This is a genomic window from Ruegeria sp. HKCCD7296, from assembly GCF_013110775.1.
Classification (GTDB): Bacteria; Pseudomonadota; Alphaproteobacteria; order Rhodobacterales; family Rhodobacteraceae; genus Ruegeria.
The window spans coordinates 255060-278614 of the sequence record NZ_WVRF01000004.1 but is presented as its reverse complement, the minus strand read 5'-3'; the positions used below and the strand labels follow the sequence as shown (position 1 = coordinate 278614).

General features: G+C 56.7%; 22 protein-coding genes. 11 read left to right on the top strand and 11 right to left on the bottom strand.

The features are described 5' to 3' along the window. Positions 1-3: 3 nt before the first annotated feature. From GS632_RS08425 to GS632_RS08400, 6 genes are all read right to left on the bottom strand, one after another. A complete protein-coding gene (locus GS632_RS08425; RefSeq protein ID WP_171238020.1) occupies positions 4-1422 on the bottom strand; it encodes a trimethylamine methyltransferase family protein in 1419 nt (472 codons plus the stop codon). Positions 1423-1683: 261 nt separating this feature from the next. Then, positions 1684-2922, bottom strand: coding sequence for a Tm-1-like ATP-binding domain-containing protein (locus GS632_RS08420; protein WP_171721290.1), 1239 nt, complete (start codon positions 2920-2922; stop codon positions 1684-1686). 25 nt (positions 2923-2947) lie between these two features. Further along, a complete protein-coding gene (locus GS632_RS08415) occupies positions 2948-4432 on the bottom strand; it encodes an aldehyde dehydrogenase family protein (RefSeq protein WP_171721291.1) in 1485 nt (494 codons plus the stop codon). 6 nt (positions 4433-4438) lie between these two features. Continuing rightward, the gene (locus GS632_RS08410) at positions 4439-5959 is read right to left on the bottom strand and encodes a tripartite tricarboxylate transporter permease (RefSeq protein WP_171176601.1); all 1521 of its coding nucleotides are present in this window, start codon (positions 5957-5959) and stop codon (positions 4439-4441) included. Between the two features lie 7 nt (positions 5960-5966). Beyond that, complete coding sequence (locus GS632_RS08405) at positions 5967-6503, bottom strand: tripartite tricarboxylate transporter TctB family protein (RefSeq protein WP_171176603.1); 537 nt, start codon at positions 6501-6503, stop codon at positions 5967-5969. A gap of 62 nt (positions 6504-6565) precedes the next feature. Beyond that, the gene (locus tag GS632_RS08400) at positions 6566-7495 is read right to left on the bottom strand and encodes a tripartite tricarboxylate transporter substrate binding protein (RefSeq protein ID WP_171176605.1); all 930 of its coding nucleotides are present in this window, start codon (positions 7493-7495) and stop codon (positions 6566-6568) included. 108 nt (positions 7496-7603) lie between these two features. On the opposite strand from GS632_RS08400, the gene GS632_RS08395 reads away from it, so the two are divergent. Then, positions 7604-8383: an IclR family transcriptional regulator gene (locus tag GS632_RS08395; RefSeq protein ID WP_171176607.1), complete on the top strand. Its 780-nt coding sequence runs from the start codon at positions 7604-7606 to the stop codon at positions 8381-8383. Between the two features lie 34 nt (positions 8384-8417). Further along, a complete protein-coding gene (locus tag GS632_RS08390) occupies positions 8418-9770 on the top strand; it encodes an aminotransferase class III-fold pyridoxal phosphate-dependent enzyme (RefSeq protein ID WP_171176609.1) in 1353 nt (450 codons plus the stop codon). Between the two features lie 33 nt (positions 9771-9803). On the opposite strand, the gene hpaR is transcribed toward GS632_RS08390, so the two are convergent. After that, complete coding sequence (hpaR, locus tag GS632_RS08385; protein WP_171176611.1) at positions 9804-10244, bottom strand: homoprotocatechuate degradation operon regulator HpaR; 441 nt, start codon at positions 10242-10244, stop codon at positions 9804-9806. A gap of 105 nt (positions 10245-10349) precedes the next feature. On the opposite strand from hpaR, the gene GS632_RS08380 reads away from it, so the two are divergent. From GS632_RS08380 to GS632_RS08345, 8 genes are all read left to right on the top strand, one after another. Further along, the gene (locus GS632_RS08380; RefSeq protein WP_171176613.1) at positions 10350-10748 is read left to right on the top strand and encodes a 5-carboxymethyl-2-hydroxymuconate Delta-isomerase; all 399 of its coding nucleotides are present in this window, start codon (positions 10350-10352) and stop codon (positions 10746-10748) included. Between the two features lie 3 nt (positions 10749-10751). Next, positions 10752-12260, top strand: coding sequence for a 5-carboxymethyl-2-hydroxymuconate semialdehyde dehydrogenase (gene hpaE, locus GS632_RS08375; protein WP_171176615.1), 1509 nt, complete (start codon positions 10752-10754; stop codon positions 12258-12260). 57 nt (positions 12261-12317) lie between these two features. Then, complete coding sequence (gene hpaD / locus GS632_RS08370; RefSeq protein WP_171238023.1) at positions 12318-13160, top strand: 3,4-dihydroxyphenylacetate 2,3-dioxygenase; 843 nt, start codon at positions 12318-12320, stop codon at positions 13158-13160. Between the two features lie 109 nt (positions 13161-13269). After that, positions 13270-14667, top strand: a complete 1398-nt coding sequence (locus tag GS632_RS08365; RefSeq protein WP_171176619.1) for a pyridoxal-dependent decarboxylase — start codon at positions 13270-13272, stop codon at positions 14665-14667. After that, positions 14664-15518: a fumarylacetoacetate hydrolase family protein gene (locus tag GS632_RS08360; RefSeq protein ID WP_171176621.1), complete on the top strand. Its 855-nt coding sequence runs from the start codon at positions 14664-14666 to the stop codon at positions 15516-15518. Before GS632_RS08365 ends, GS632_RS08360 begins: the two co-directional genes overlap by 4 nt. Then, positions 15515-16315 carry a 2-oxo-hept-4-ene-1,7-dioate hydratase gene (gene hpaH / locus GS632_RS08355; RefSeq protein ID WP_171721292.1) on the top strand — a complete coding sequence of 267 codons (801 nt, stop codon included), beginning with the start codon at positions 15515-15517 and terminating at the stop codon, positions 16313-16315. Before GS632_RS08360 ends, hpaH begins: the two co-directional genes overlap by 4 nt. Before the next feature lie 11 nt (positions 16316-16326). Beyond that, positions 16327-17382: an aldolase/citrate lyase family protein gene (locus tag GS632_RS08350; protein WP_171721293.1), complete on the top strand. Its 1056-nt coding sequence runs from the start codon at positions 16327-16329 to the stop codon at positions 17380-17382. Between the two features lie 251 nt (positions 17383-17633). Continuing rightward, positions 17634-18224, top strand: a complete 591-nt coding sequence (locus tag GS632_RS08345) for a hypothetical protein (RefSeq protein WP_171176626.1) — start codon at positions 17634-17636, stop codon at positions 18222-18224. 24 nt (positions 18225-18248) lie between these two features. Here the strand turns inward: GS632_RS08345 and GS632_RS08340 are convergent, their stop codons facing one another. The 4 genes from GS632_RS08340 to paaG are packed head-to-tail and all read right to left on the bottom strand — an operon-like array spanning position 18249 to position 21397. Beyond that, positions 18249-18845, bottom strand: a complete 597-nt coding sequence (locus tag GS632_RS08340; RefSeq protein ID WP_171176628.1) for a TetR/AcrR family transcriptional regulator — start codon at positions 18843-18845, stop codon at positions 18249-18251. Positions 18846-18848: 3 nt separating this feature from the next. Beyond that, positions 18849-20159: a phenylacetate--CoA ligase PaaK gene (gene paaK, locus GS632_RS08335; protein ID WP_171176630.1), complete on the bottom strand. Its 1311-nt coding sequence runs from the start codon at positions 20157-20159 to the stop codon at positions 18849-18851. A gap of 24 nt (positions 20160-20183) precedes the next feature. Beyond that, a complete protein-coding gene (gene paaI / locus GS632_RS08330) occupies positions 20184-20609 on the bottom strand; it encodes a hydroxyphenylacetyl-CoA thioesterase PaaI (RefSeq protein ID WP_171176632.1) in 426 nt (141 codons plus the stop codon). A 2-nt stretch (positions 20610-20611) separates the two neighbouring features. Beyond that, positions 20612-21397 (bottom strand): 2-(1,2-epoxy-1,2-dihydrophenyl)acetyl-CoA isomerase PaaG, encoded by a 786-nt coding sequence (paaG, locus tag GS632_RS08325; protein WP_171176634.1) that lies wholly within the window; start codon positions 21395-21397, stop codon positions 20612-20614. Positions 21398-21500: 103 nt separating this feature from the next. Here paaG and GS632_RS08320 point away from each other — a divergent pair, with 103 nt between their 5' ends. Next, positions 21501-23534, top strand: coding sequence for an FAD-dependent oxidoreductase (locus tag GS632_RS08320; RefSeq protein ID WP_171721294.1), 2034 nt, complete (start codon positions 21501-21503; stop codon positions 23532-23534). Positions 23535-23555: the final 21 nt, after the last annotated feature.

The following is a 23555-nucleotide window of genomic DNA, read 5'->3' as shown; positions in this document are numbered from 1 at the left end:
TGCTTAGTCTTTCAAGTGGATAGGCATGCGGGCGCGCAGGGCGGCCTCGATGTCGGCGGGCAGATGGGACGGTGCGGGCTGTGCTTCGATCTCGGCAACGCGGGCTATGGCCTTGTCCCAGACAGTTTGCGCACCACTTTCAAGCCAGTCATTGACGCTCTGGCGGTCGCCCAAAGACGGATAGACGTATTCCTTGGTCATCAGATCCAGGGTCTGAGCAGTGCCGAGGAAGTGCCCCTCGCCGGTCACGACCTGTTCGATCATGTCCAGATCAATCGAGCCTTCGAACATTTCCACGCCGCGCACCGATCGCAGGATGGCCCCGCACATGTCGTTGTCTATGACCAGTGCTTCATTGCTGGCGGCCATGATCGAGCCCAGCATACCAACAGACAGGTTGATCATATCGGCTCCGCTCTGTGCCGCGAGCGCGATAGTGTATCCCTTTTCATAGCCCGATTGTGCATCGGCTGTCTTGGCATCTGTCATACCTGCTGACACGGTCGAAGGCAGGCCAAGGTTCAATAGCAACTGCGCCGCAGCAGCGTTGGCGACCGCAGCCTCGCCCGAACCGCCGGTCATGGCGCCGGTGCGCAGATCAGAGATAAAGGGCAGGAAGGCCAGAATGCAGGGAAAGCCCGGTTGCATCATGTTGACTAGCACCAGACCGGCCAAGGATTCCGCCAAACCCTGCGCCAAGGCGCCAGCCAGCGCGGCCGGGCTTGTGGCCCCAGCTTGCGCTGCGGAACAGATTTGTAGCGGCATTCCAAGTCGCACGCATTCACGCATCACCCCGCAGGCTTCCTCGGCCAGCGTCAGCGGTGGCACCACGTGGCAGACGGACGCAAAGCAGAAGGGTTGCGCCTTGAAGGCTCCGTCGCCGCCCAAAGCCGCGTCGAACATTTCAACCACGGAGGGCACGTTGGCGGGCTCGAAAAAACTTGTGCCAATAGGTTTCGAAGTCGCCTTCATCGCGGTAAATGCCGTGTTGATATCCAGCGTCAGCGGGTCTTCCAGATCCCGCGCCACAACGGGACGCAGGGAATAATGGATGTTGTTGCAGGCATCAACGATGCGCATCAGGCTGTACAAGTCTTGTAACGTGCTGTCGCGAAACGAATTTGTAGCGGCGTCCAGCACCTGCACCGCTGCACCGCCGGTACCGATATGGACGCGGCCGCCTCCAATCTCGATCCCGCGATCCCGAATGAATCCGGGCAGTTCTACGCGTTTACACGCCCCCGCGATTATGTCTTCAACCAAAGAGCGCGAAAAGGTGATGCGCCCGTCGTCCCGTTCCGTTGCGCCATGCTCCAACGCCAATACGCGAATGTCCTCCGGCGCACCGGACACACCAATCCGTTCCAGAATATCAAACGCCGTATCGGTGATATGGGCCAGTTTGCTGTTGTCCAGTGGCATGAACCGCCCTCCGACGGGCGGCGTTGTCAGCTTTGGAGTTTCGGAACCGGGGGCCCTTCTTGATCGTGTTCGCCGCATAAGCGCGTCCTAGATAAGGTGTTTTCCCGCGCATCTTAGAAAGGGTCAAGTTTTAGCTCAATTCCATTATTAGCCGATTTTTGTGAATGAATTTCATGCAAAGTGGGCGTGTGCTTTAAGGGCCTGATCGCCAGCGAAACTGCATCAAACCAGTGGTCTAGGCACTTGCGTTGGTCGTGAAGGCTAAGGCGAGGATGTCACGATGCCACGTTCGACCCACTCATCGAAAAGCGCCAAAACGGCGTCGCAGAACGCCGTATCGTTGATATGGGCTTCCAGTTCAGTCATTGGCACCTGATCCGGCATCACTTGGCGAGCTTCGTCGATCATTTCCGCCAGGGCCTGTGGGTCATGCGCCTCTTCGCCTTTCTTGTCCCAGGCCTCGATGCCTTGCAGCGGCAAAAAGAAATGCACAGGCCCCTTGGCCGCGCCCAATCGATTGGCAAGTTCCCGAATCCAGGCACGCCGTTCGGCCCCGTTGAAGACCGAGCTTTTGATCAACCGGTTGTGTTCATGAAAAGGGCGATCGGCATAGTGTTCGGGGATGTCCTGCCAGCCCGCAAAATCCAGCAAGTCCAACGCGCCGGGGGCGACCATCTGCGGGATACCCATGCGCCCGGCATTGGTAACCCGGTCCTCACCGCTGGACACGACAGAACCCGCCATCAGGTTTCCGAATTCCTGCATGCAGAAATCCATCACACAGGCGAACACGCCTTCGCTGGCCAGTTTTTCAAAGGCCATGCCGCCCATTCCTGTGGAATGGAACACGGCCACTTCAAAACCGCGCTCTTCCAGTGCTGGTTTGAGGGTCTTCATGTACCGAAGACAGGATGATCCCAGGCTGGTCATGCCAACCAGCGGCTTGCTGCGGTCCGGTACGATCGCAGCCTTTGCCGCGCCGACCACGGCTCCAGCCGCCTGACTGAGCGAAGATTGACAGATTGAATTCATGCCGTAGAGGCCGCCCGCCCAAAGGATCATCTGAATATCGGGTGCCAGCCGATGTGGTGGGATAAGCGGTGAGAAGCTGACGGTTGAGACGATGTATTTCGGCATACCCATCGGCAGCGCCTGCGCACAATCCAGCGCAAGGTCGGTGCCCATTGTGCCACCGGTGGCCAGCATCCCGTCAAACCGTCCGTCGGCATAGGCCCGCGCAACCACTTTAGCGGCCCCGGCAGACATGATGCGGAAGGCTTTGTTTTCGTCTCCCTGGGCGATGACCTCATCAATTGTCATGCCACCAGCCGCGGCCACGTCATGTTTTGAGATGTCAACTGGCGCAGAGGGGTCTCCCAGAACGGACACATCCATCGTCAACACATCGGCACCCTGCGTTTGAATTGCCTCTTCGATGAACCGCATTTCGGGTTCTTTGGTGTCATAGGTGCCGATCAACAGGATAGTCTTATTTGTCATTTGTGCCTCCCTTACCCCTCAGCGATCAGAGTTTGATCCAGGCGGTTTTCAGGTCGAAGTGTTTTTCGATCGCGTGCAGCGACTTGTCGTGTCCGTTGCCGGATTGGCGCACGCCACCAAGGGGAACAGTCAGGTCTGCGCTACCATAGGTGTTCACATGGACAACCCCGGCACGAATGCCTGCGACCATGCGATGTGCGCGGCCCAAGTTCGAGGTCCAGACCCCACCAGCCAACCCGTAAACGGTCGCGTTTGCCAGACGGATCGCGTCTTCTTCGTCCTTGAAGGGCGTGACGGCCAGAACAGGGCCAAAGACTTCGTTTTGGAACAGCGTGTCAGTTTCTTTCACCCCGGCCATGACGGTCGGCGCCATGTAATAACCACCAGTCTCGGTCAGAATACGGGCGCCACCTGTGCGGCGCTCAGCGCCTTCCGCTTCGGCTTTGGTCACGAAATCCAGATTGGCCTGCAACTCGGACAGGCTGTGAACCGCGCCGATCTGGCTGTTCAGGTCCAACGGATCGCCAACGCGAAAGGCTGAGGCGTGGTGGGTGATTTCGGAGACGAAGTCCTCGTAAATTTCCTGTTGGACCAACAGGCGCGATCCGGCGACGCAGACCTGGCCCGAATTGCGGAAAATACCAGCGGCTGAAACCTTGGCCGCTTCGGCAAGGTCCGGGGCATCGGCAAAGACGATGTTCGGCGATTTGCCCCCCAGTTCCAAATAACAACGCTTTAGGTTGGAGCGTGCGGAATATTCCAAAAGCCGCCTTCCTGTCGCGCCGGACCCGGTGAAGACAATTATGTCGATATCCATCGACAGCGCCAACGCTTCGCCCACAATTGGCCCGCGCCCCGTCACCACGTTGAACACGCCGTCTGGCACCCCGGCCTCAGCTGCCAGTTCGGCGATTTTCAACAGGCTGAGCGAAGCGCTTTCTGCGGGTTTCAAGACCACGGAGTTGCCTGCCGCCAACGCCGGGGCAATTTTCCAGCTACCGATCATCAAAGGGAAATTCCACGGCACAATCGCGCCGACAACGCCGACGGGTGCGTGATGTATCAGACCCAGAACGTCGTCGCCCGTGGGGGCGATCTGGCCGTACAGTTTGTCGATGGCTTCGGCATAATACCTGAACGTTGCCGCAGCCGAGAGCGCCTCGGCCTTATAGGCCATGTTGATCTCGGTCCCGTTGTCGCGAACACCCAGAACAGCAATCTCCAGCGCTTGGGATTCGATTAGATCAGCAAGCTTCAGCAGCACTTTCTTACGGCCCGCAGGGGCCATTCGTGACCAACGCCCATCTTCAAACGATACCCGCGCCGCACGTACGGCGGCGTCGACATCTGCGGCACTGCCTTCGGCGATCAGTGCCAGTGGCTGACCGTTGATCGGTGAATGAACTTGATGCTGGGCGCTGGTTTCGCTTTGCTGAAAGCGGCCGTTTATGAAATGTCCGCGCGGAGTGATTTCCTGAGTGCGCAGCGCGTCAATCGAGAACTGATCCATGAGGCGTTATCCTTGCTGAGTAGTGTCTTCGTCGAGAACCGGTTGCGGTTTGACGCGGTCTTTGTGTTCCTGGATCAGAGAGCGGATGTGCAAAAGAATGATCCCCAGGATCATCACAAACAGGATTGCCGCTATGGGCCGGTCGATGAAATCAAGCGGTGATTTCACCCGAGCCATGGCGCTGCGCAGTTTGACCTCCATGATCCCACCCAGAACCATACCCAAAATGATGGGCACGATCGGCAGGTTCAGGCGTTTCAGGATCAGGCCGAAAACACCGAACCCGGCAGCAATCGCGCAGTCCGTGATCGAGTTTCGCAGGCTGTACACGCCCACAAATGAAAGGGTCAGGATCATAATGCCCAGAAATCGGGTAGGGATCTGGATAATTTTCAGCAGCAGATTGGTTGAAAACAGTAAAAAGATCAGAACGACCACGTTCAGAAGGATCAACGCCATATACAGCGCCATGACAAAATCCATCTGTTCTGCAAACAGTTGAGGGCCTGGGATCACGTTGTGAACGTAGAAAACCGATAGCATCATCGCCGTCAGTGCCTCACCTGGAATACCCAGAGCCAAAAGCGGGATCATTGCAGCCCCCGGAACGGCGTTGTTGGCGGCCTCAGATGCCACCAGGCCTTCGGGTGATCCTTTGCCAAACGCATCGGGATTTTTCGAAGTCTTCTGAGCGTAGGTGTAAGACAGGAACTGGGACGTGAATTCGCCGGTGCCCGGCACCATACCCATGAGAACGCCCAGTGATGACGACACGGTGGCGATGCGCTTCAGGCCCAGAAGCTCTTTCAGGCCGGTAAATATATTGCCGCGAACATGTGCTTCGCCGGGGGCGTGTTCCTTGTCGACCAGCAAAAGCAGCGCCTGGCTGATGGCAAACAGGCCCAATACAACAACGATCAGATCGACGCCCGACGATAACCAGGTTTGGTCAAAGGTGAAACGTCGCGTGTATTTGACAGGCTCAAGCCCCACCGTGTTCAGAAAAATTCCGAAAAACGCCAGCATGGCGGCGGAAAAAGTCTGCCCGCGATGGGCCAGGATCACGAGTAAAATACCCATGAAAGCGGCCAGAAAAATCTCGCGACTGCCGAAATGCGGGGCAACCCAGGCCAGAACGGGCGAAAGGACGATCAGGCAAAGGATCGAGAAAATGCCACCAAAGAACGACGCTGAATAGGCCAGCGACAAGGCCCGATGGCCTTCGCCGCGTTTGGTCATGGGATAGCCGTCATAGGTGGTCAGGGCGTTCACGGCCGTGCCTGGGGTGTTGATCAGAATGGCCGGGATTGCGCCGCCATACATGGACGACCCGTAGATGCCCAGCAGAAGGGTTAGACCTACGATGGGTTCGAAAGCAAATGTAGCAGGCAGAAGGATCGCGATGGCCACGGCGGCGCCCACGCCGGGCAAGGCGCCAATGATAACGCCCCCGACAGAGCCGATAATCAGCGCCACCATGACTTGCCACTGGGCAAGAATTGCAAAGCCGGAAATCAGATCGTCCATTGCGGCCTCATAGATAGGTCAGCGCAAAGGCGCGCAGCCCGTCGGGCAGGTATTCATAAACGCGACCCGCGGGGATGTTCACCTGCAGCAGCGCCCGAAAGACGATTGCGACCACCGCGCCGAAGATGAGTGCAATGCAAAAGGCCCCGGGCAAGCGAAACCCTAGGCGGACCGTCAAAAGGGCGGCGAACAGCATGGTGGAGGGCAGGTACCCAAGCCATGGAACAGCAACAACGTAAATCAGAAAATAGACAACATATTCGAGCGATTTCAGCCAAAACGTGATCTCTCGCAAACGGCCTGGAATACGTGGTGACAGGAATGAGCTCAGCAAATGCAGACCGCTGAACACAACCATGCCCCAGATCGCGATAGTTGGCCACAAAGCAGGCTGCGCAAACCACTTTGTCCGTTTGACGACCTGAGTTTCGCTTCCAAGCTGGCTGAGAAGGAACAGCGAGAACACAAAGAACATAGTGGCAAACACGATGTCCCCGGGGCGTCGATAGCGCCGGAACATGTCTTGCAAGGTCTTTGCAATCATCGTGGCCTCCTGTTGGATGGAAATAGGCCCGGCAGTGTTAAATGTGCCGGGCCCGTTCCGGTTTATTCGCCCAGGATCTCTTCGATCTTGGCGAACGAGGCTTTGTCCTGCTCGATCTGAGCGTTGGAGGCATCCGGATCCTGCCAATAAATCAGGGCACCGGTTTCCTCGGCCAATTGTTTTGCCTTGTCAGAACTCAGCGCCTTTTGAGCCGCCGCCGAAATCTTTTCGCGGGCGTCCGCTGGGGTGTCCTTGTGGACAAACAATCCGTTCCACAGGGCCAAAGGCAGATCCGGGTTTAGTTCCACGACTGTTGGTGTATCGGGCACCAGCGAAATCCGCTCGCCGCCGATGCTGGCAAGGACGTTCACCTGATCCAGACAGGGCAGGATAAGCTGAAGGGTGGTGTTGATCACGTCGACGTCGCCCGATGCCAAAGTGTTGCAGTCCAGCGCATCAAACGCCGCTTCGCTGGCAAAATCGAACCCGCTGCTGACGGCTGCGGCAAAGGTCACCTGGGTCGGTGGTAAAACGGAACCGAAATGGCCAAGTGCAACGTCGTTTTCCTTGCCGTGTTCCGCCAACTCCTCCCAGCTTGAGAAAGGCGCATCCTTGCTGGCTGCGATCACGAAGGGATAGGTCAGGAAGATCCCGATGGGATCAAACGGGTTGGGGTTGAGTTCGGGGATGCCGATTTCGGGACCAATGACCGGCACGCCGATGACAAAAGACCCGATGGTGTAGCCGTCCGCAGGGGCGGTTGCCACCTCGACGGCACCCGGGAACGGACCACCGCCACCACCGGGTTTGTTCACGACAGCGGCTGGAACGCCGTACATGGCTTGAAATTCATCGGCGATCATTCGCGTCAGAACATCTTCCAGATCGCCCGGAGGCCACGGCACCACAAAGCTGACCGGCTTTTCGGGGTACTCGGCCAGTGCAGCGGTAGCTGATGCCACTAAAGCCGCAGCAGTAAGAAATTTCTTCATTGACTCCTCCCATACATGGTTCATTAATTGATCCGCGTTAACAATAATTATGTTGCTTTGTTAAGTTAGTTCTGTCAAGTATTCCCTGAGTAAGAGGAAGTGAAACAAATGGGCACAGCCCTTAATGCCTTAAAAATGCTGGATTACTTTTCAAGCGCGCGACCGGAAATCGGGCTGAGTCACTTTGCGCGACTGTCCGGATTGAACAAGGCAACCGCGCTGCGCCACCTGCGTGCGCTTGAGGAATACGGTCTGATCGAACAGAATCCTATGACCAAGTCCTATGCTATCGGACCGGCGGCCTTGCGCCTGGCAGCACTGCGTGAAATCGCGCGGCCAGGCATCGAAAGTGCGCGCCAGAAAATGCAAATGGCGATGCAACGCGTTGGGGAAAGTCTGCATCTGTCACTGTTGGAAAAGACCGGGCTGCAAACCGCATTGGTGGTTGAAACAACGCGGCACAGCGTGCGCGTCAGCCTTGACCCCAGTGAGATCCTGCCGATCAATGCAACGGCCTCGGGTCTTTGTATGCTCAGTTTTGGCCCACCCAGTCTGATGGAAGATTTGGATCACAAAGAGCAGGCGCGCTTCACGGACGCCACGCTCATTGATCCTGAAATCATCAAAGAACGGGTTGCGCGGATCAGCGCCTTAGGCTGGGCCAACAGCAACGGCAGCTATGAAGAGGGCGTCTTTGGGTACGCCGCGCCGATTTTTGGCATTGATCAAGTCGCTCTGGGGACCATTGCAATTGCTGTGCCTGAAGGTCGCGCCACCGACGACCGCCTGCCATCCATTCTGTCTGCATTGCACAATCTTTCGACGGACCTGACCGCAGATTTTGGCGGTCAGTTGCCCGACACCTTTCCAACCGAATTCCACCCGTGACCCAGGGTAAGCGATACTTCCGGAGGCCCGCACCATGAAAGACTCGAACTTTCTGAAGGAAAACAACGCCCGTTATTTCTGGCACCCGATGGCACATCCTGCCGACAGTCAAAAGAACCCGCCGACCATTTTGAATGGCGGTGAAGGTGTAAGCATTATCGATGTTGATGGTCACAAAGCGCTGGATGCCGTGGGGGGGCTGTGGAACGTCAATTTGGGCTATTCCTGCGAACCGGTGAAACAGGCCATTGCCGATCAATTGAACGCGTTGCCCTATTACTCGACCTTTCGCGGAACCAGCAATGACAAAGCCATTGAGCTGTCTTATGAGCTGGCGCAGTTTTTCGCACCTGACGGTTTGACCCGCGCGTTCTTTACGTCGGGTGGATCGGACTCTGTCGAAATTGCGCTGAAGCTTGCACGGCAATATCACAAGGTGAGGGGCGATGCCGGTCGCACCAAGTTCATCAGCCTTAAGCAGGGCTATCACGGCACACATTTCGCGGCTGCATCCGTCAACGGCAATCAAAAGTTTCGCGCGGTCTATGAGCCGATGATGCCGGGTTGTTTCCACGTGCCCGCACCCTGGACCTATCGCAACCCGTTTGATGAGGCGGACCCCGAGCGTCTGGCGCAACTTTGCGTCAATGCGTTGGAGGCCGAGATCGCCTTTCAAGGGGCGAACACGGTTGCGGCGTTTATCATGGAGCCGGTTCTGGGGGCAGGGGGTGTGATCCCACCGCACAAAAGCTTCATGCCCATGGTGCGTGAGGTGTGTGCCAAACACGGTATTCTTTTGATCTCTGACGAAATCATTACCGCATTTGGTCGAACTGGCAGCGAAAGCGGCGCGCGACATTGGGGCGTTCAGCCGGACATCATGACAACAGCAAAAGCGATCACCAACGGGTACTTTCCGTTCGGCGCGGCAATGATTTCGGGCTCTGTCGCTGAAGTCTTCGAAAAGGACACTACGGGGCTGGCATCGGTCGATCAGGGCTACACCTACTCCGGTCATCCGGTTGGGGCAGCGGCGGCACTGGCTGCTCTGTCCGAGATCAACCGGCTGCGGGTTTGGGAAAACGCCGCAGCGCGAGGGGGTGAATTATTCGCCGGGTTGCGGAAGCTGGCCGAGAAACACGACGCGATCGGCGACGTACGCGGTGGCGAGGGATTAATGTGCGCGTTGGAACTGGTTTCCGATCGGGCGACCAAAGCTCCCATCGCTAAGCACCTGCCGTTGCAGGTTCAAAAAGCGGCTTACGAAGATGGCGTGATGGTACGAGTATCCGGAAACAACATCATTCTGTCGCCCCCGCTGGTTATCACCTCAGACGATGTGTCCAAGATTTTGTCAGCGTTGGATACTGGTCTGTCGACTCTTTGAGCTTTAGGTCTGCCCTGTCGACTGAAGGCAGGGTCAGACTTTAACCGCCTGCAATTCCTCTAGCAGGTCCAGCAATTGGTCCAGCTTTTCACGACCCATCTGAGCCTCGATATTGCTGGAAATCGCAAGTGACGTGGCCAGGTTTTCCCTAAGGATCGACCGGCCTGCATCCGTGATCGTGACCATGGTACGGCGCTTGTCGTCACTGTCCTGGCGGCGGGTGATCTGGGCATCAGCCTCCATTGTGCGCAAGATGCGGGTCACGCTTGGAAGCAGCAGACAAGCCTCGTGCGCAATAGTGCTTTGCTCCACTTCGCCCAGCTCATCCAGGACGCGCAAGATGCGCCATTTCTGTTCGGTTATCTGGATGCCTTGCAGCATATCCCGGATCGGGGCCATGACGGTTTCACGGGCACGCAGCAGCGCGATAGGAAGGGATCGGGCGGTGCTTTTGGTATGGCTTTGAGTGGTCATGCGGTCTTCTAGAGCGGTGGTTCGGAAATTGCAAAGATTAACAAAGCAATCTCTTGACGTGAGGCTGGCAAAAAACTAAACATGTTAAGTAATAGAGGAGGAATCATGCCACATTTCCACGTCGAATATTCCGGGAACCTGGAAGGCAAGATCGACATGGGTGGCCTGTGCGAATGCATAAGGGCAACAGCTGCCGAGATCGACACCTTTCCGATGCCGGGCATTCGCGTGCGCGCAACGCGCGTGGACCACTATGCCATTGCGGATGGAAATCCGGGCCATGGGTTTGTTGATATCTCGATCCGCCTGCGTGCAGGGAGGTCGGAAGACGTCAAGCAGGACGCGACGCGGCGTATATTTGACGCGGTCAAAGCCTATCTGGCGCCGGCTCTTTCGCAGCATTCCATCGCTCTGTCGCTTGAGATGCGCGACATTGACCCAAAGCTTTCGCCCAAGACCGGCACGATCCGCGACCATCTGGCCGCGACTTCGCAGGAGACCTGAAATATGAGTGCGCTGGATACGAATATTGAAAAACTGACGAGCTTTCTGGCCCGGTTCAAGGAAGCCGGCATTCTCAATCGTATCGCTGGCGAAGACCGGGACGGGTCTGGCGGTGTGTTCCAATCCACTTCGCCTGTCGACAAATCTGTGATCTGCGACGTTGCACATGGCACGGCTGATGATATTGATGCGGCGGCCAAGGCCGCCCATGCCGCGTTTGCTGAATGGCGCGACATGTCTGCCACCGAACGCCGCCGCATCTTGTTGCGCGTTGCTGATGCCATCGAAGCGCGGGCCGAGGAAATCGCGCTGTGTGAATGCTGGGACACGGGCCAGACTCTTCGCTTCATGTCCAAGGCCGCGTTGCGCGGGGCAGAGAATTTTCGGTATTTTGCAGATCAGGTGGTTCAGGCGCGCGACGGGCAACATCTGAAATCCCCGACGCTGATGAACGTCACCACGCGCGTTCCAATTGGCCCGGTCGGTGTGATTACCCCATGGAACACACCGTTCATGCTGTCGACCTGGAAAATCGCACCAGCATTGGCTGCGGGCTGCACGGTGGTTCACAAGCCTGCTGAAGACTCTCCGCTGACGGCCCGCCTGCTGGTGGAGATCGCCGAAGAGGCCGGGCTGCCCAAAGGCGTGCTGAACACGGTAAATGGGTTTGGCCCTGATGCAGGCAAAGCTTTGTGCGAACATAAGCTGATCAAGGCGATTGCGTTTGTCGGCGAAAGCCGCACCGGCAGTCTGATCGTCAAGCAAGGCGCGGACACGCACAAGCGCAACCATCTGGAGTTGGGCGGAAAAAACCCTGTGATCGTGTTCGATGACGCCGATCTGGATCGCGCGCTGGATGCGGTGATCTTCATGATCTATTCGATCAATGGCGAGCGCTGCACCTCATCTTCGCGGTTGCTGGTGCAGGATACGATCAAAGAAGAGTTCGAGGCAAAGCTGGTCCAACGTGTGAACAACATCAAGGTGGGCCACCCGTTGGACCCGGCGACCGAGATTGGGCCATTGGTGACCGAGGAGCATTACAACAAAGTCACCAGCTACTTCGACATCGCCAAAAAGGACGGTGCAACCGTCGCTGCCGGTGGGGTCAAGGTGGGCAATGAAGGCTACTTTATCCGTCCGACCTTGTTCACCAACGCCACCAACCAGATGCGCATCGCGCGCGAGGAGATCTTTGGCCCTGTTCTGACCTCGATCCCCTTCGCAACCGAGGACGAGGCGCTTCAGATTGCCAACGACACGCCCTATGGTTTGACGGGTTATGTCTGGACCAATGACCTGACCCGTGCCTTGCGCTTTACAGACAAGCTGGAGGCTGGGATGATTTGGGTGAATTCAGAAAACGTGCGTCACCTGCCTACGCCCTTTGGCGGGGTCAAAGCGTCTGGAATCGGGCGCGACGGCGGGGATTGGAGCTTTGAGTTCTATATGGAACAAAAGCACATCGGTTTCGCAACCGGTCAGCACAAGATCATGCAATTGGGGAAATAATCGCCTCAGGTGGTTCCCCCGAACTGGGACCACCAGAACGCATTAGGAGGAACCGTCATGGGAAAGATCGTACAGGCCGCGAAAATAACGCATGTACCCAGCATCTGGATGTCCCACACGATGCCGAAATACAAAGGTATCCGGCAATCTGCCATTGATGGGTATGCCCGCCTGCGTCAGGACGCGATAGACCGCGAAGTCGAGACCTTCATTGTGTTCGATACCCATTGGATCACCAATCAGGGCTTTCACCTGAACACAAAAGAGCATCACACAGGTCGCTTCATCAGCCACGAGCTGCCGCATATGTTGGCTGATATGGAGTTCGACTATCGCGGCGATCATGAGTTGGGGGAAACGATCCTTGATGTGCTGCGCGAGCGTGGAGAGCGTGCTCTGGGTCATTCGCACCCGGATATGGGTATGGAATACGGAACCCTGTTGCCCATGCATTTCATCAACGAAGGGGTGAATGCGCGGGTCTTGCCTGTGGCTGTCAATCAATTCTCATCGATTGCGGAAAACCGGGTTTGGGGTGAGGCCATTGCCGAAGGCATCCGGCGTTCTGACCGCAATGTGTCTGTTCTGGCATCAGGGTCTCTCAGCCATGATTTCACCCCGAATGAACGATCGGTCGAGGGGCTGAACGCGGTGAATGGCGAGTTCAACCGCCAGATGGACATGCGCGTGTTGGAATTATGGGAACAGGGCCGTTTTGAAGAGTTCCTTGAAATGCTGCCTGACTACGCCAAGAAATGCACCGGAGAATGTGCCATGAACGACACCGCCCTGCTGTTCGGAGCGCTGGGTTGGGGTAGCTACAAGGGCAAAATCGACATCTATACCCCATATTTCGGCAGTTCCGGCACCGGTCAGGCGAATGTCAGTTTCTCGGTCTGACATCGGACAATCGGAACTGTTTTATAACATAGAAAATTCGTTCGTTGTGGTGCTGCATCTTGCGGGGACCGGGCGGGCTGATCTTTCAGCGACAACAAAAGGTTAACGCATGGATTGGGACACGTTTTCGCATTGGGGTCAGTACATTTCAAAATGGGCGGCCGATTACCATAAGACACTTGCGGAACGCCCCGTGCGCGCGCAGACCGCACCGGGGGAAATTGCAGCCCAGCTTGTGGCAACCCCACCCGAGGCGGGTGAACCGATGGACGCCATCATGGCCGATTTTGAACGGATCGTGATGCCAGGTATCACCCATTGGCAACACCCACGCTTCTTTGCCTATTTTCCAGCCAATGCTGCTCCTCCGTCGATGCTGGCCGAGATGCTGGTGACAACAATCGCGGCGCAATGCATGTTGTGGCAAACCTCGCCCGCCGCGACTGAAGTCGAGGGCGTCATGGTTGACTGGTTGCGGCAGTCACTTGGACTGCCCGAAGGTATGACCGGAGTTATTCAGGACAGCGCCTCATCCGCCACGTTATCGGCGGTTCTGACCATGCGGGAACGGGCCACGGGCTTTACCGGCAACCGCGAAGGTTTGAACACCAAGGGCGCGCTGCGGATCTATTGCTCGGATCAAGTGCATTCGTCCATCGACAGGGCCTGCTGGGTCGCGGGGATTGGACAGGACAATCTGGTCAAGCTGCCGACCTTGGGTTCCAACTTTGCGATTGATGCCTCTGCACTTGAAGCCGCCATTCAAAGCGATATCGCAGCCGGTCATGTTCCGGCCGGTATTATTGCGATCACAGGTGGAACCGGTGTTGGGGCCTGTGATGACTTGGTGGCCGTGGCGGATATCGCGCAAAAACACGACCTTTACACCCATCTCGACGCAGCTTGGGCCGGATCAGCCATGATCTGCCCCGAATTTCGCGAAGCCCTTTGGAGGGGTGCTGACCGCTATGACAGCATTGTCTTCAACCCGCATAAATGGATGGGCGCGCAATTCGATTGCGCCATCCAGTTCTTGCGGGATGCAGCACCACAGCTCAACACGCTGAAGATCGAGCCGGAATACCTCAAGACAACCGGAGCAGAGGTGACGAATTACTCGGAGTGGACGATCCCTCTGGGGCGCAGGTTCCGGGCGTTAAAGATCTGGTTTCTGTTGCGCTCATACGGATTGGAAGGACTGCGCGAACGCATCCGCAATCATGTGACTTGGGCACAGGAGCTCGCTGATCGGATCGGAGCGATGGAAGGGTTCGAAATCACGACCGGCCCGATCTTAAGCCTGTTTTCGTTCCGGTGTCCGGGAGACGATGCAATGCAGCAGCGTTTAGTCGACGCGTTGAACGATGATGGGCGGATTTATCTCACCCAAGGCATGTTCAAAGGCCGCAAGATCATCCGCTTTCAGGTTGGGCAGTTCGATACCTCTCGGGACGACGTGATGTTAGCAGCCGACGTGATTCGTGACGTGTGGGAGACACTTGAATGAAGTTTGGAACTTTCTTAGCGGGTGAGGAACGGTTTTTCGGAGCAATCACTGACGACGGTGCAATAGCACTGAACCAAGTGTTCCCGGACCATGACAGCCTGTACGAGGTGATCGCCGACGGGGCGTTCGATCGACTGGCAAAAGCTGCCGAGGGCAAACCTGTCACCCACACTGAGTTCACCTATGACATGGTAATGCCGGATGCGCGCCGTATCCTGTGTGTCGGCGTGAACTTCCCTGACCGGAATGCAGAATACAAGGACGGCAGCGAACAGCCCAAGTACATGTCGCTTTTTCCGCGCTTTGCCAGTGGGTTCACCGGCCATGACCGCCCGCTGATCCGACCGCCTGAAAACCATACGTTGGACTACGAAGGCGAGGTGGCCATCGTGATAGGAAAGGCTGGTCGCCGCATTTCGCAGGAGGACGCTTATGATCACATCGCCGCGCTGACCTTGTGCAATGAAGGCACCATTCGCGACTGGGTGCGGCACGCAAAGTTCAATGTCACGCAAGGCAAGAACTGGGACAAGTCGGGGGCCATTGGCCCATGGCTGGTGCCGTTTACGGACGCGGCCCAACTGGATGATGCCCGCATCCAAACTCGCGTGAACGGTGAGCTTCGGCAGGACGACACGCTGAACCGCATGATGTTCCCGATCCGGCGCGAGATTGAATACATCTCGACCTTTATGACGCTTCAGCCGGGCGACATTGTTGTCACTGGTACACCAACCGGGGCAGGGGCACGGTTCGACCCGCCGAAGTACCTGATGCCCGGAGATGTTGTCGAGGTGTCCGTCGAAGGTATCGGAACCCTGCGCAACACGGTGGAGGACGAACAGGTATGACGCCCGAAGACCACGCCCGAGCCGCCGCCGAACTGCTGCAGGCCGAACGCCGGCGCAAACAGATCGGCCTGCTTAGTCTGTGCCACCCCGAGATGGGTATGGATGATGCCTATGAGATTCAGAACGCCATCTATCGCCAGAAACTGGCCGAAGGGCGCAAGGTGATCGGGTGGAAGATCGGGCTGACTTCGAAGGCGATGCAATATGCCTTGAACATCGACATTCCCGACAGTGGAATTTTGTTTGACGACATGGCGTTCGACAATGGCGCGACCGTTCCGGCAGGCCGTTTCATTCAGCCCCGGATTGAGGCCGAGATCGCCTTTGTTATGAAGTCCGCCGTTGGCGGCGAAAACGTATCTCGCGACGATGTTATCGCCGCTACGGACTATGTCGCCCCTGCACTGGAAATTCTGGATACTCGTATTCAAAGAGTGGACCCTGAAACCGGCAAAGCGCGCACGGTCTTTGACACGATCAGCGACAATGCCGCCAATGCAGGCATCGTTTTGGGTGCAGAGCGTCATTCTATGGATGCTCTTGATCTGCGCTGGGTTGGGGCGATTGCTTTCCGCAATAGCGAGATTGAGGAAACCGGATTAGGTGCTGGTGTGTTGAACGACCCTGTCGAAAGTGTGGTTTGGTTGGCACGTCGGATGGCGCAATACGGTCAGAGCATCGAGCCGGGGCAGATCATTTTGTCCGGCAGTTTCATCCGCCCCGTCGAATGCCCCTCGGGCACCAAAATTCACGCGGATTTCGGGCCGTTTGGCTCAGTCGATATCAATTTCGCCTGAAAGGAAAACTAATGCCTGCGCCACAAAATGCATTCAAGGCTGCGCTGACGGCCGGCTCTCCGCAGATCGGATGTTGGGTTGGTTTGGCCAATGCCTATGCGGCCGAGATCGCTGCCACAGCGCAGTTCGATTGGTTGCTGGTCGATGGCGAACACGCGCCTAACGATCTGCAATCGATCCTGGAGCAGGTGCGCGTGATTGAGGGGTCCGGCAGTGTGCCGGTCGCACGCCTGCCGATTGGCGAAACCTGGATGATCAAGCAATATCTCGACGCAGGAGTGCAGAATATTCTGGTGCCGATGGTCGAAAGCGGCGATCAGGCGCGCGAACTGGTCCGGGCCGTGCAATATCCGCCGCATGGCGTTCGTGGGGTTGGATCATCGCTGGCGCGGGCGTCACGCTTCGCTGCGATACCCGATTATTTGAAATCCGCCGACGAACAGATTTGCCTGCTTGTGCAGGTCGAGAGCAACAAGGGCATGGACGCGCTGGACGATGTTCTGGCGACTGATGTGGACGGTGTGTTTATCGGTCCCGCCGACCTCGCCGCTGACATGGGCCATCTAGGGGATGCGAACCACCCTGAGGTGGTTGCCGCAGTGCTGGATGCAATCCGCCGCATCGTGGCAGCAGGTAAAGCGGCCGGGATTTTTACGCTGGATCCAGACCTTCAACGTAAGTGTCTGGATCTCGGCGCGACGTTTGTGGCCACCAACATTGACGTGACCTTGTTTGCCAAATCAATCCGGTCTGCCGCTGTCGCGGGTCTGAGCCTGTTGCCTGATCAGACCGCAACAGGCATTGCGCAAACGAGCGCGGCCTCAAAATACCTGCAGCAGCTCTGCAAACATTGGTCGCACAAGGCCGAGGTCTCCTTTGATGGAACGCAGGGCAGCGCGTCTTTCCCTGACGGCGATCGGGTGACATTGACAGCAGATGCAACCACTTTGACGGTGACCGCCACAACCGGCCCGCGTGGCGATTTGCGTCGTTGGCAAAAGGTGATCGAGGCGCATTTGACCCGCTTTGCCTTTCGAGAAGAACTGAGCATCGATTGGACCGCTTGAAGTTTTCGATGCGGTGGCTCTAACTTCCGAAGTTGCACGTTGATTGAGTCGTAGGTTCGATGCTGAAGGTTGTTGTCCATCAGGGGTTTCACAAAACCGGAACCAGAACCCTGCAAACGATGCTGTACAGGAACCGTTTCCGGTTAAAGACCCGAGTCAATGCTTTAGTGCCACGGAATTTGAAAGACGCTGGCGTTGCCGCGCGCCGTTTTTCAGTGGTATCGGAAGAAAGAACGCTTGAAAAATTTCGCATGAAATTCCGTCAGGTTCTGCTGTCGTTGGATGGCCACTCTGACTTGCCGTTGCTGATCAGCAGCGAAGAGTTTGCAGGCATGATCCCGGGACGCAAGGGTGTGTGGTCTTATGCCCAAACGCACATCCTTGCCGAAGTTATCTGTGAGGAAATCAACAGACTCACAGACAACAAGGCGCGGATCACATTCTTTTACACGACCAGAGATACTACTGATTGGATCAAAAGCGTGTATTGGCAGAACATTCGCGGAAACAGAATACAAGAAGACCTGTGCGAATACACTGAACTGCTGAACCCGGGCGCGGACCTTGATGGCGTGGTGGCTCGGGTCGCCGAGCATATGTCTTCACGAGCTGACGTTATCTCTCTGAACACCTCGGGTCTGAGCGATCGTTTGTTTCCCGTCACCAAGGTGCTTTCGATTTTGAATGTACGGTCGGATGATCTGACACCCGTCCGCAACCTGAATGTTCAACCGGTTGGGGCCTCAGAACATTTCTTAGAACTGAACCGATCAGACATGACGGACGAGGATGTCATGATCGCAAAGCAAGCCTATCTGGATAGGTCTAAAGCCGCGACATAACGTTTTGTGTGCAGCGTTGTGCGCCTAAAGCTTTTGCACGCCATGCACTGTCAGCGTGCTGACCAGATCGGCATAGTCTTCGCGGGCTTTGGGGCCCGCGCCGGTATTCCACATATAATACCAGTTCAGCATCCCGAAGACCGACATCGTGGCACCGCGCAACTTGTCTTTGGCATCGTCGAAAGCTTCGGGAGACAACTCTTTGAGGATGTCGCGCACAAAATTCACCAAATCAAGCTGATAGCCCCGCAGGAGTTTCTGCTGCTCGTCTGTCAGCGCGCTCATGCCGCTGATCTGTACGCGGTGCTCGTCATCTGCGCCCTGATAAGCAAACAGGATTTCGCGCACCGCTGTGCGCAGCTTCTGCTCGGGGTTCAAACCGCTAAGATCCACGTTACAGATCCGATCCCTTAACTCGCGCAGGTATGTTTCAAGGATGTCATACAGGATGGCATCCTTGCTGTCGTAGTAGTGATAGATGTTGGCCTTCGAGATCCCGCATTCTTTGGCCAGCAATGTCATCGATGCGCGATCAAACCCCTGATCGGCAAACACTTTGGCCGCCATTTTCAGGATCTGCTCCCGCTTTTGGTCGTGGTCTTTGGCGATTGTTCGGGCCACGGTCTATTCCTTATCGCGATTGTCGACGACGCGCTTCGCCTTGCCCTGAGAGCGTTCGACGTCGCCGGGGTCACCTACAACAATTTCCGTTGAAACGCCAACAACGTCCTTGATCCGCTTGGTCAGCATTCGCGCCGCCGCAGTTTTGGAGAGTTCGTCGGTGGAATCGGTTGAGGATTCAACAAATACACGCATCGCATCCATGCGGCCCGACTTATACAATTCGATCTGATAATACGGGGCAAGCCCGCCCGTCGCCATGACCTGTTCTTCGATCTGGCTGGGGAAGACGTTTACGCCACGCAGGATCATCATGTCGTCGCTGCGACCTGTAATCTTTGCCATCCGGCGCATGGAACGTGCAGTTCCCGGCAGCAGGCATGTCAGGTCGCGCGTGCGATAACGGATCATTGGCAGCCCTTCCTTGGTCAGGGTTGTGAACACCAATTCACCAGTTTCGCCATCGGGCAGGACCTCACCGGACACGGGGTCGATGATTTCCGGCAGGAAGTGATCCTCCCAGATCACCGGACCGTCTTTGGTTTCAACGCATTCATTGGCCACCCCAGGACCCATGATCTCGGACAGGCCATAGATATCGACCGCATGCATATCAAACGCGGCTTCGACCTCGGCCCGCATCGCATCAGTCCAGGGTTCAGCACCAAACACACCAACTTTCAAAGAGCTTTCTCGGGGGTCGAGACCGGCCTTGTGGAACTGCTCTAGGATATTGAGCATATAGGACGGCGTCACCATGATCCCGTCAGGCTGGAAATCGTTGATCAGGTTAACCTGTTTCTCGGTTTGCCCCCCGGACATGGGAACAACGGTCGCGCCAAGGCGTTCAATCCCATAATGGGCGCCCAACCCGCCGGTGAACAGCCCATAACCATAGGCATTGTGGACCATGTCGCCTTTGCGCAGTCCCGAAGCACGCAGAGAACGCGCGCCCAAATCCGCCCAGTTGTCGATGTCATTCCTGGTGTAACCCACCACGGTCGGTTTACCAGTCGTGCCCGAGGACGCGTGAAGACGAATGATCTCGCTGCGCGGAACTGCAAACAAGCCAAAAGGGTAATTGTCGCGCAGATCGTTTTTGTATGTGAACGGAAACTTCGAAAGGTCGGTCAGTTGCTGCAGATCGTCGGGATGCACACCGGCTTCGTCAAACCGCTGTTTGTACATCGCAACGTTTTCGTATGCGTGGCGTACGGACCACTTGAGCCGTTCAAGCTGTGTGGCGCGAATTTCGTCGATCGAGGCGATCTCGATCGGGTCAAGATCCGCTTTGTTTGGGGAAAGGTCTTCCATCGCGTCACTCCTCCAGTCGCGAAGCTATTCTTGAAAATTCTGACCGCCCACTGCGCGGGACATGCCGCGAAACTCGGCGATCAGAGTGTTGTCTTGGTTTGTGACGCGAACGTCATAGATACCGCTGCGTCCGGACACAGTGACCTCTGTCGCGGTGGCTGTCAGGCGGTCGCCTTTGCTTCCGGGGGCGAGGAAGCTGATCATTGTGTGTTGCGCGACGGTTGCCTTGTTTCGGCTATTGCAGGCAAAGGCAAAGGCGCTGTCGGCCAGAGCGTGGGTGACGCCCCCATGGCATGTGCCATGACCATTGCAGTGATGGCTGGCGACGGTCAGTGCCAGAACTGCGTGGCCTTCGTCAATCTCGACAAGCTCCATGCCGAACCATTTGCTTGCCTCGTCATTTGCCCACATTGCAGCGGCGGATTTTTCGGCGCGTTCCTTTGGTGTCATCGTCACCGCCCCTGAAAGTTTGGCGCGCGTTTTTCAAGGAAACTGGATACGCCTTCGGCATAATCCACGCTTTCCCCGCAGGTTTTCATCGCGTCCGCCTCAATCTCAAGCTGATCCGAAAGCGATGTGGTGGCCGCAGATTGAATGCATTGCTTTGTCAGGCCCAGCCCAAGTGTTGGGCCGTTCGCCAACTGCGCGGTAAGCGTGCGTGCCTCACTCATCAGTTGATCGTCGGGCAGTGTTTTCCAGATCAGTCCCCAATCCTCTGCCTGTTTGGCTGAAAGGGGTTGGGCGGTCAGAGCCAACCCCTTAGCGCGTGCTTCACCTAACAGGCGCGGCAAATGCCAACTGCCACCCGTATCCGGTATCAGGCCGACCTTGGAAAAGCTCTGAATGAATTTGGCACTTTCCCCAGCCACAACCATGTCACAGGCCAACGCAAGATTTGCACCTGCGCCTGCGGCGACTCCGTTTACGGCACAGATGACCGGGAACTCCAAGGACCGGATCAACCGGACCAGAGGCGCATAAAACGTTCGTACCGTTTTGCTCAGATCCGGAGGGCCATCCATTTTGGATGGATCGCGATCGCCCAGGTCTTGACCTGCGCAGAACCCGCGCCCGGCACCGGTCAGCAGTATTGCGCGGGCCCCGTTGTCGCGTGCGGTCTTCAATGCGTCTTGCAGGGCCGCGTGCATGTCTTCATTGAACGCGTTCAACTTGTCTGGGCGGTTCAGGGTAATTTCAACCCAGTTCCCGTTGTTTTCTACAAGTATTGTATCGCTCATGACGTTCTCTTCCGGCCTCGTTCCAACTTAATCATTGCATTAACCGAACGGTTGGTCAATATATAAACCAGTACCGAATCTGGATCGATCAAAAGGGTTGTCGATGTTGCAGTCGTCGCTGGTAAGTGTTGAATTAAAGGGTGACGTGGCTTGGGTCACGGTCAACAACCCGCTAGTGAACGCGACCTCGACCGGTGTTCGACAGGGGCTGTCCGACGCTGTTGATGCGGTTCAGGGCGCGCGCGTGGCGGTGTTGTGTTGCGCTGGCAGGACCTTCATCGCTGGTGGTGACATGTCCGAGTTTGATGTGCCGCCGATTGAGCCGCATTTACCGGATGTTGTTCAGAAGATCGAAGACAGCAAAGTGCCATTTGTCGCCTGTATGCACGGCAACGTGCTGGGCGGCGGATTTGAGATAGCGATGGCCTGTGCGTGGCGGATCGCAGCGCGGGATACCGGTTTTGGTTTGCCCGAGGTCAATGTGGGACTGATCCCCGGGGCAGGTGGCACGCAACGCTTGCCGCGTCTTGTGGGGATGCAAGCTGCAATTGACATGGCGTGTTCCGGCAAGATCATGAAAGCTGAAGCGCTGGCGGAAATCGGGGGCATTGATTTGATCGCCGACGACCTATTGGATGCAGTTTCGGGATTTGTTGCCGACTTGCCTGAACGTCCACTGCCTGTCAGTCAGCGCACTGTACCGGACTTTGCGCCCGATCTGTTTGAAACAAGCCGTCTGGCGTTGCGGAAACGCGCCAAAGGGCAGCCATCGCCGCTGGAAAACCTGAGCGCTCTCGGTTGGTCCGTTGAGCCATTCGCCGAGGGGCAACCGAAAGAACGCGCCCGCCACTTGGCTTTGCGCCAAAGCGCTGAAAGCAGGGCGCTACGTCACGCATTCTTTGCTGAACGCACCGTATCCAAGCCTGCTTTGATCAAGGGTTCTACAGCCCGTGACATCACTCGGATAGCTGTTGTCGGCGGTGGGCTGATGGGTGCAGGCATTGCGACGGCCGCGCTGAATGGCGGGCTGTCGGTCACTTTGATTGAGCAAAACGCTGAGGCTGCATCGGCCGCTCAGCAGCGGGTTGAATCTCTGCTGAACGGGGCCGTCAAACGGGGCAAGATTTCTGAAGCGCAGTTGCGTAATCGTCTGACAAGTTTTCAGGCTGCCGAGAGCTATGCCGTTGCTGCAGATGCCGAGTTGGCAATCGAGGCTGTATTTGAGGATTTGTCCGTCAAGCAATCGGTGTTTGCGGAGCTTGCCAGCCATATGCACCGGGATGCAATCCTGGCCACGAATACGTCCTACCTAGATCCGGTAGACATCTTTGAGGACGTAGAAAACAAGGCTCGCTGCATTGGCCTGCATTTCTTCAGCCCGGCCCATGTGATGAAGCTGCTTGAGATCGTACATACGCCTGATACGTCGCCCGAAGTTTTGGCCACAGGTTTCGCCTTGGGCAGAAAGCTGCGGAAAGTGTCGGTTCTTTCGGGTATCTGCGATGGATTCATAGGCAACCGCATGCTGGCGGCGTATCGGCGCGAGGCTGATTATCTTCTGGCCGATGGGGCGCTGCCTTATCAGGTGGATCAAGCGATGCGCGCGTTTGGGATGCCCATGGGACCTTATGAGCTGCAGGATCTGACCGGTCTTCAGATCGCCTGGGCCAACCGCAAGCGCAACGCCGAAACACGAAACCCTGATGAACGCTATGTCACCATCGCCGACCAATTGTGTGAGATGGGGCGGCTTGGCCAACGTACGGGCAAAGGATGGTACCGGTACGAAGATGGCAACCGTAAACCGGTCCGCGACCCGGAAGTTGAGGCGTTGATCGAAACCTACTCGGCCGAACAGGGCATAACCCGCCGAAGCTTTACAGAGCAGGACATTTCCTCGCGTATTCTAGCGGTTCTGGCCAACGAGGGCGCTTTAATCGTTCAGGAACGCATCGCGGAAAACGCGGAATCTGTCGATATGGTGCAAATCCATGGATATGGATTCCCGCGGTGGCGTGGCGGGCCAATGAACTACAGCAAGGAAATCGGCATCGCAATTTCGCGTGCAACGATGTTGACAGTTGCGAACGAAAACCCCGGCTCTTGGAGGATCGCGGACCATTCGGGGGATCTTTAATATGTTGATGGTTACAAAAGC

Bases quoted from the DNA above. Each gene is read 5' to 3' on its own strand.
- GS632_RS08425 (WP_171238020.1), bottom strand. From the start codon at position 1,422: ATGCCACTGGACAACAGCAAACTGGCCCATATCACCGATACGGCGTTT.
- GS632_RS08420 (WP_171721290.1), bottom strand. From the start codon at position 2,922: ATGACAAATAAGACTATCCTGTTGATCGGCACCTATGACACCAAAGAA.
- GS632_RS08415 (WP_171721291.1), bottom strand. From the start codon at position 4,432: ATGGATCAGTTCTCGATTGACGCGCTGCGCACTCAGGAAATCACTCCG.
- GS632_RS08410 (WP_171176601.1), bottom strand. From the start codon at position 5,959: ATGGACGATCTGATTTCCGGCTTTGCAATTCTTGCCCAGTGGCAAGTC.
- GS632_RS08405 (WP_171176603.1), bottom strand. From the start codon at position 6,503: ATGATTGCAAAGACCTTGCAAGACATGTTCCGGCGCTATCGACGCCCC.
- GS632_RS08400 (WP_171176605.1), bottom strand. From the start codon at position 7,495: ATGAAGAAATTTCTTACTGCTGCGGCTTTAGTGGCATCAGCTACCGCT.
- GS632_RS08395 (WP_171176607.1), top strand. From the start codon at position 7,604: ATGGGCACAGCCCTTAATGCCTTAAAAATGCTGGATTACTTTTCAAGC.
- GS632_RS08390 (WP_171176609.1), top strand. From the start codon at position 8,418: ATGAAAGACTCGAACTTTCTGAAGGAAAACAACGCCCGTTATTTCTGG.
- hpaR (WP_171176611.1), bottom strand. From the start codon at position 10,244: ATGACCACTCAAAGCCATACCAAAAGCACCGCCCGATCCCTTCCTATC.
- GS632_RS08380 (WP_171176613.1), top strand. From the start codon at position 10,350: ATGCCACATTTCCACGTCGAATATTCCGGGAACCTGGAAGGCAAGATC.
- hpaE (WP_171176615.1), top strand. From the start codon at position 10,752: ATGAGTGCGCTGGATACGAATATTGAAAAACTGACGAGCTTTCTGGCC.
- hpaD (WP_171238023.1), top strand. From the start codon at position 12,318: ATGGGAAAGATCGTACAGGCCGCGAAAATAACGCATGTACCCAGCATC.
- GS632_RS08365 (WP_171176619.1), top strand. From the start codon at position 13,270: ATGGATTGGGACACGTTTTCGCATTGGGGTCAGTACATTTCAAAATGG.
- GS632_RS08360 (WP_171176621.1), top strand. From the start codon at position 14,664: ATGAAGTTTGGAACTTTCTTAGCGGGTGAGGAACGGTTTTTCGGAGCA.
- hpaH (WP_171721292.1), top strand. From the start codon at position 15,515: ATGACGCCCGAAGACCACGCCCGAGCCGCCGCCGAACTGCTGCAGGCC.
- GS632_RS08350 (WP_171721293.1), top strand. From the start codon at position 16,327: ATGCCTGCGCCACAAAATGCATTCAAGGCTGCGCTGACGGCCGGCTCT.
- GS632_RS08345 (WP_171176626.1), top strand. From the start codon at position 17,634: ATGAAATTCCGTCAGGTTCTGCTGTCGTTGGATGGCCACTCTGACTTG.
- paaK (WP_171176630.1), bottom strand. From the start codon at position 20,159: ATGGAAGACCTTTCCCCAAACAAAGCGGATCTTGACCCGATCGAGATC.
- paaI (WP_171176632.1), bottom strand. From the start codon at position 20,609: ATGACACCAAAGGAACGCGCCGAAAAATCCGCCGCTGCAATGTGGGCA.
- paaG (WP_171176634.1), bottom strand. From the start codon at position 21,397: ATGAGCGATACAATACTTGTAGAAAACAACGGGAACTGGGTTGAAATT.
- GS632_RS08320 (WP_171721294.1), top strand. From the start codon at position 21,501: ATGTTGCAGTCGTCGCTGGTAAGTGTTGAATTAAAGGGTGACGTGGCT.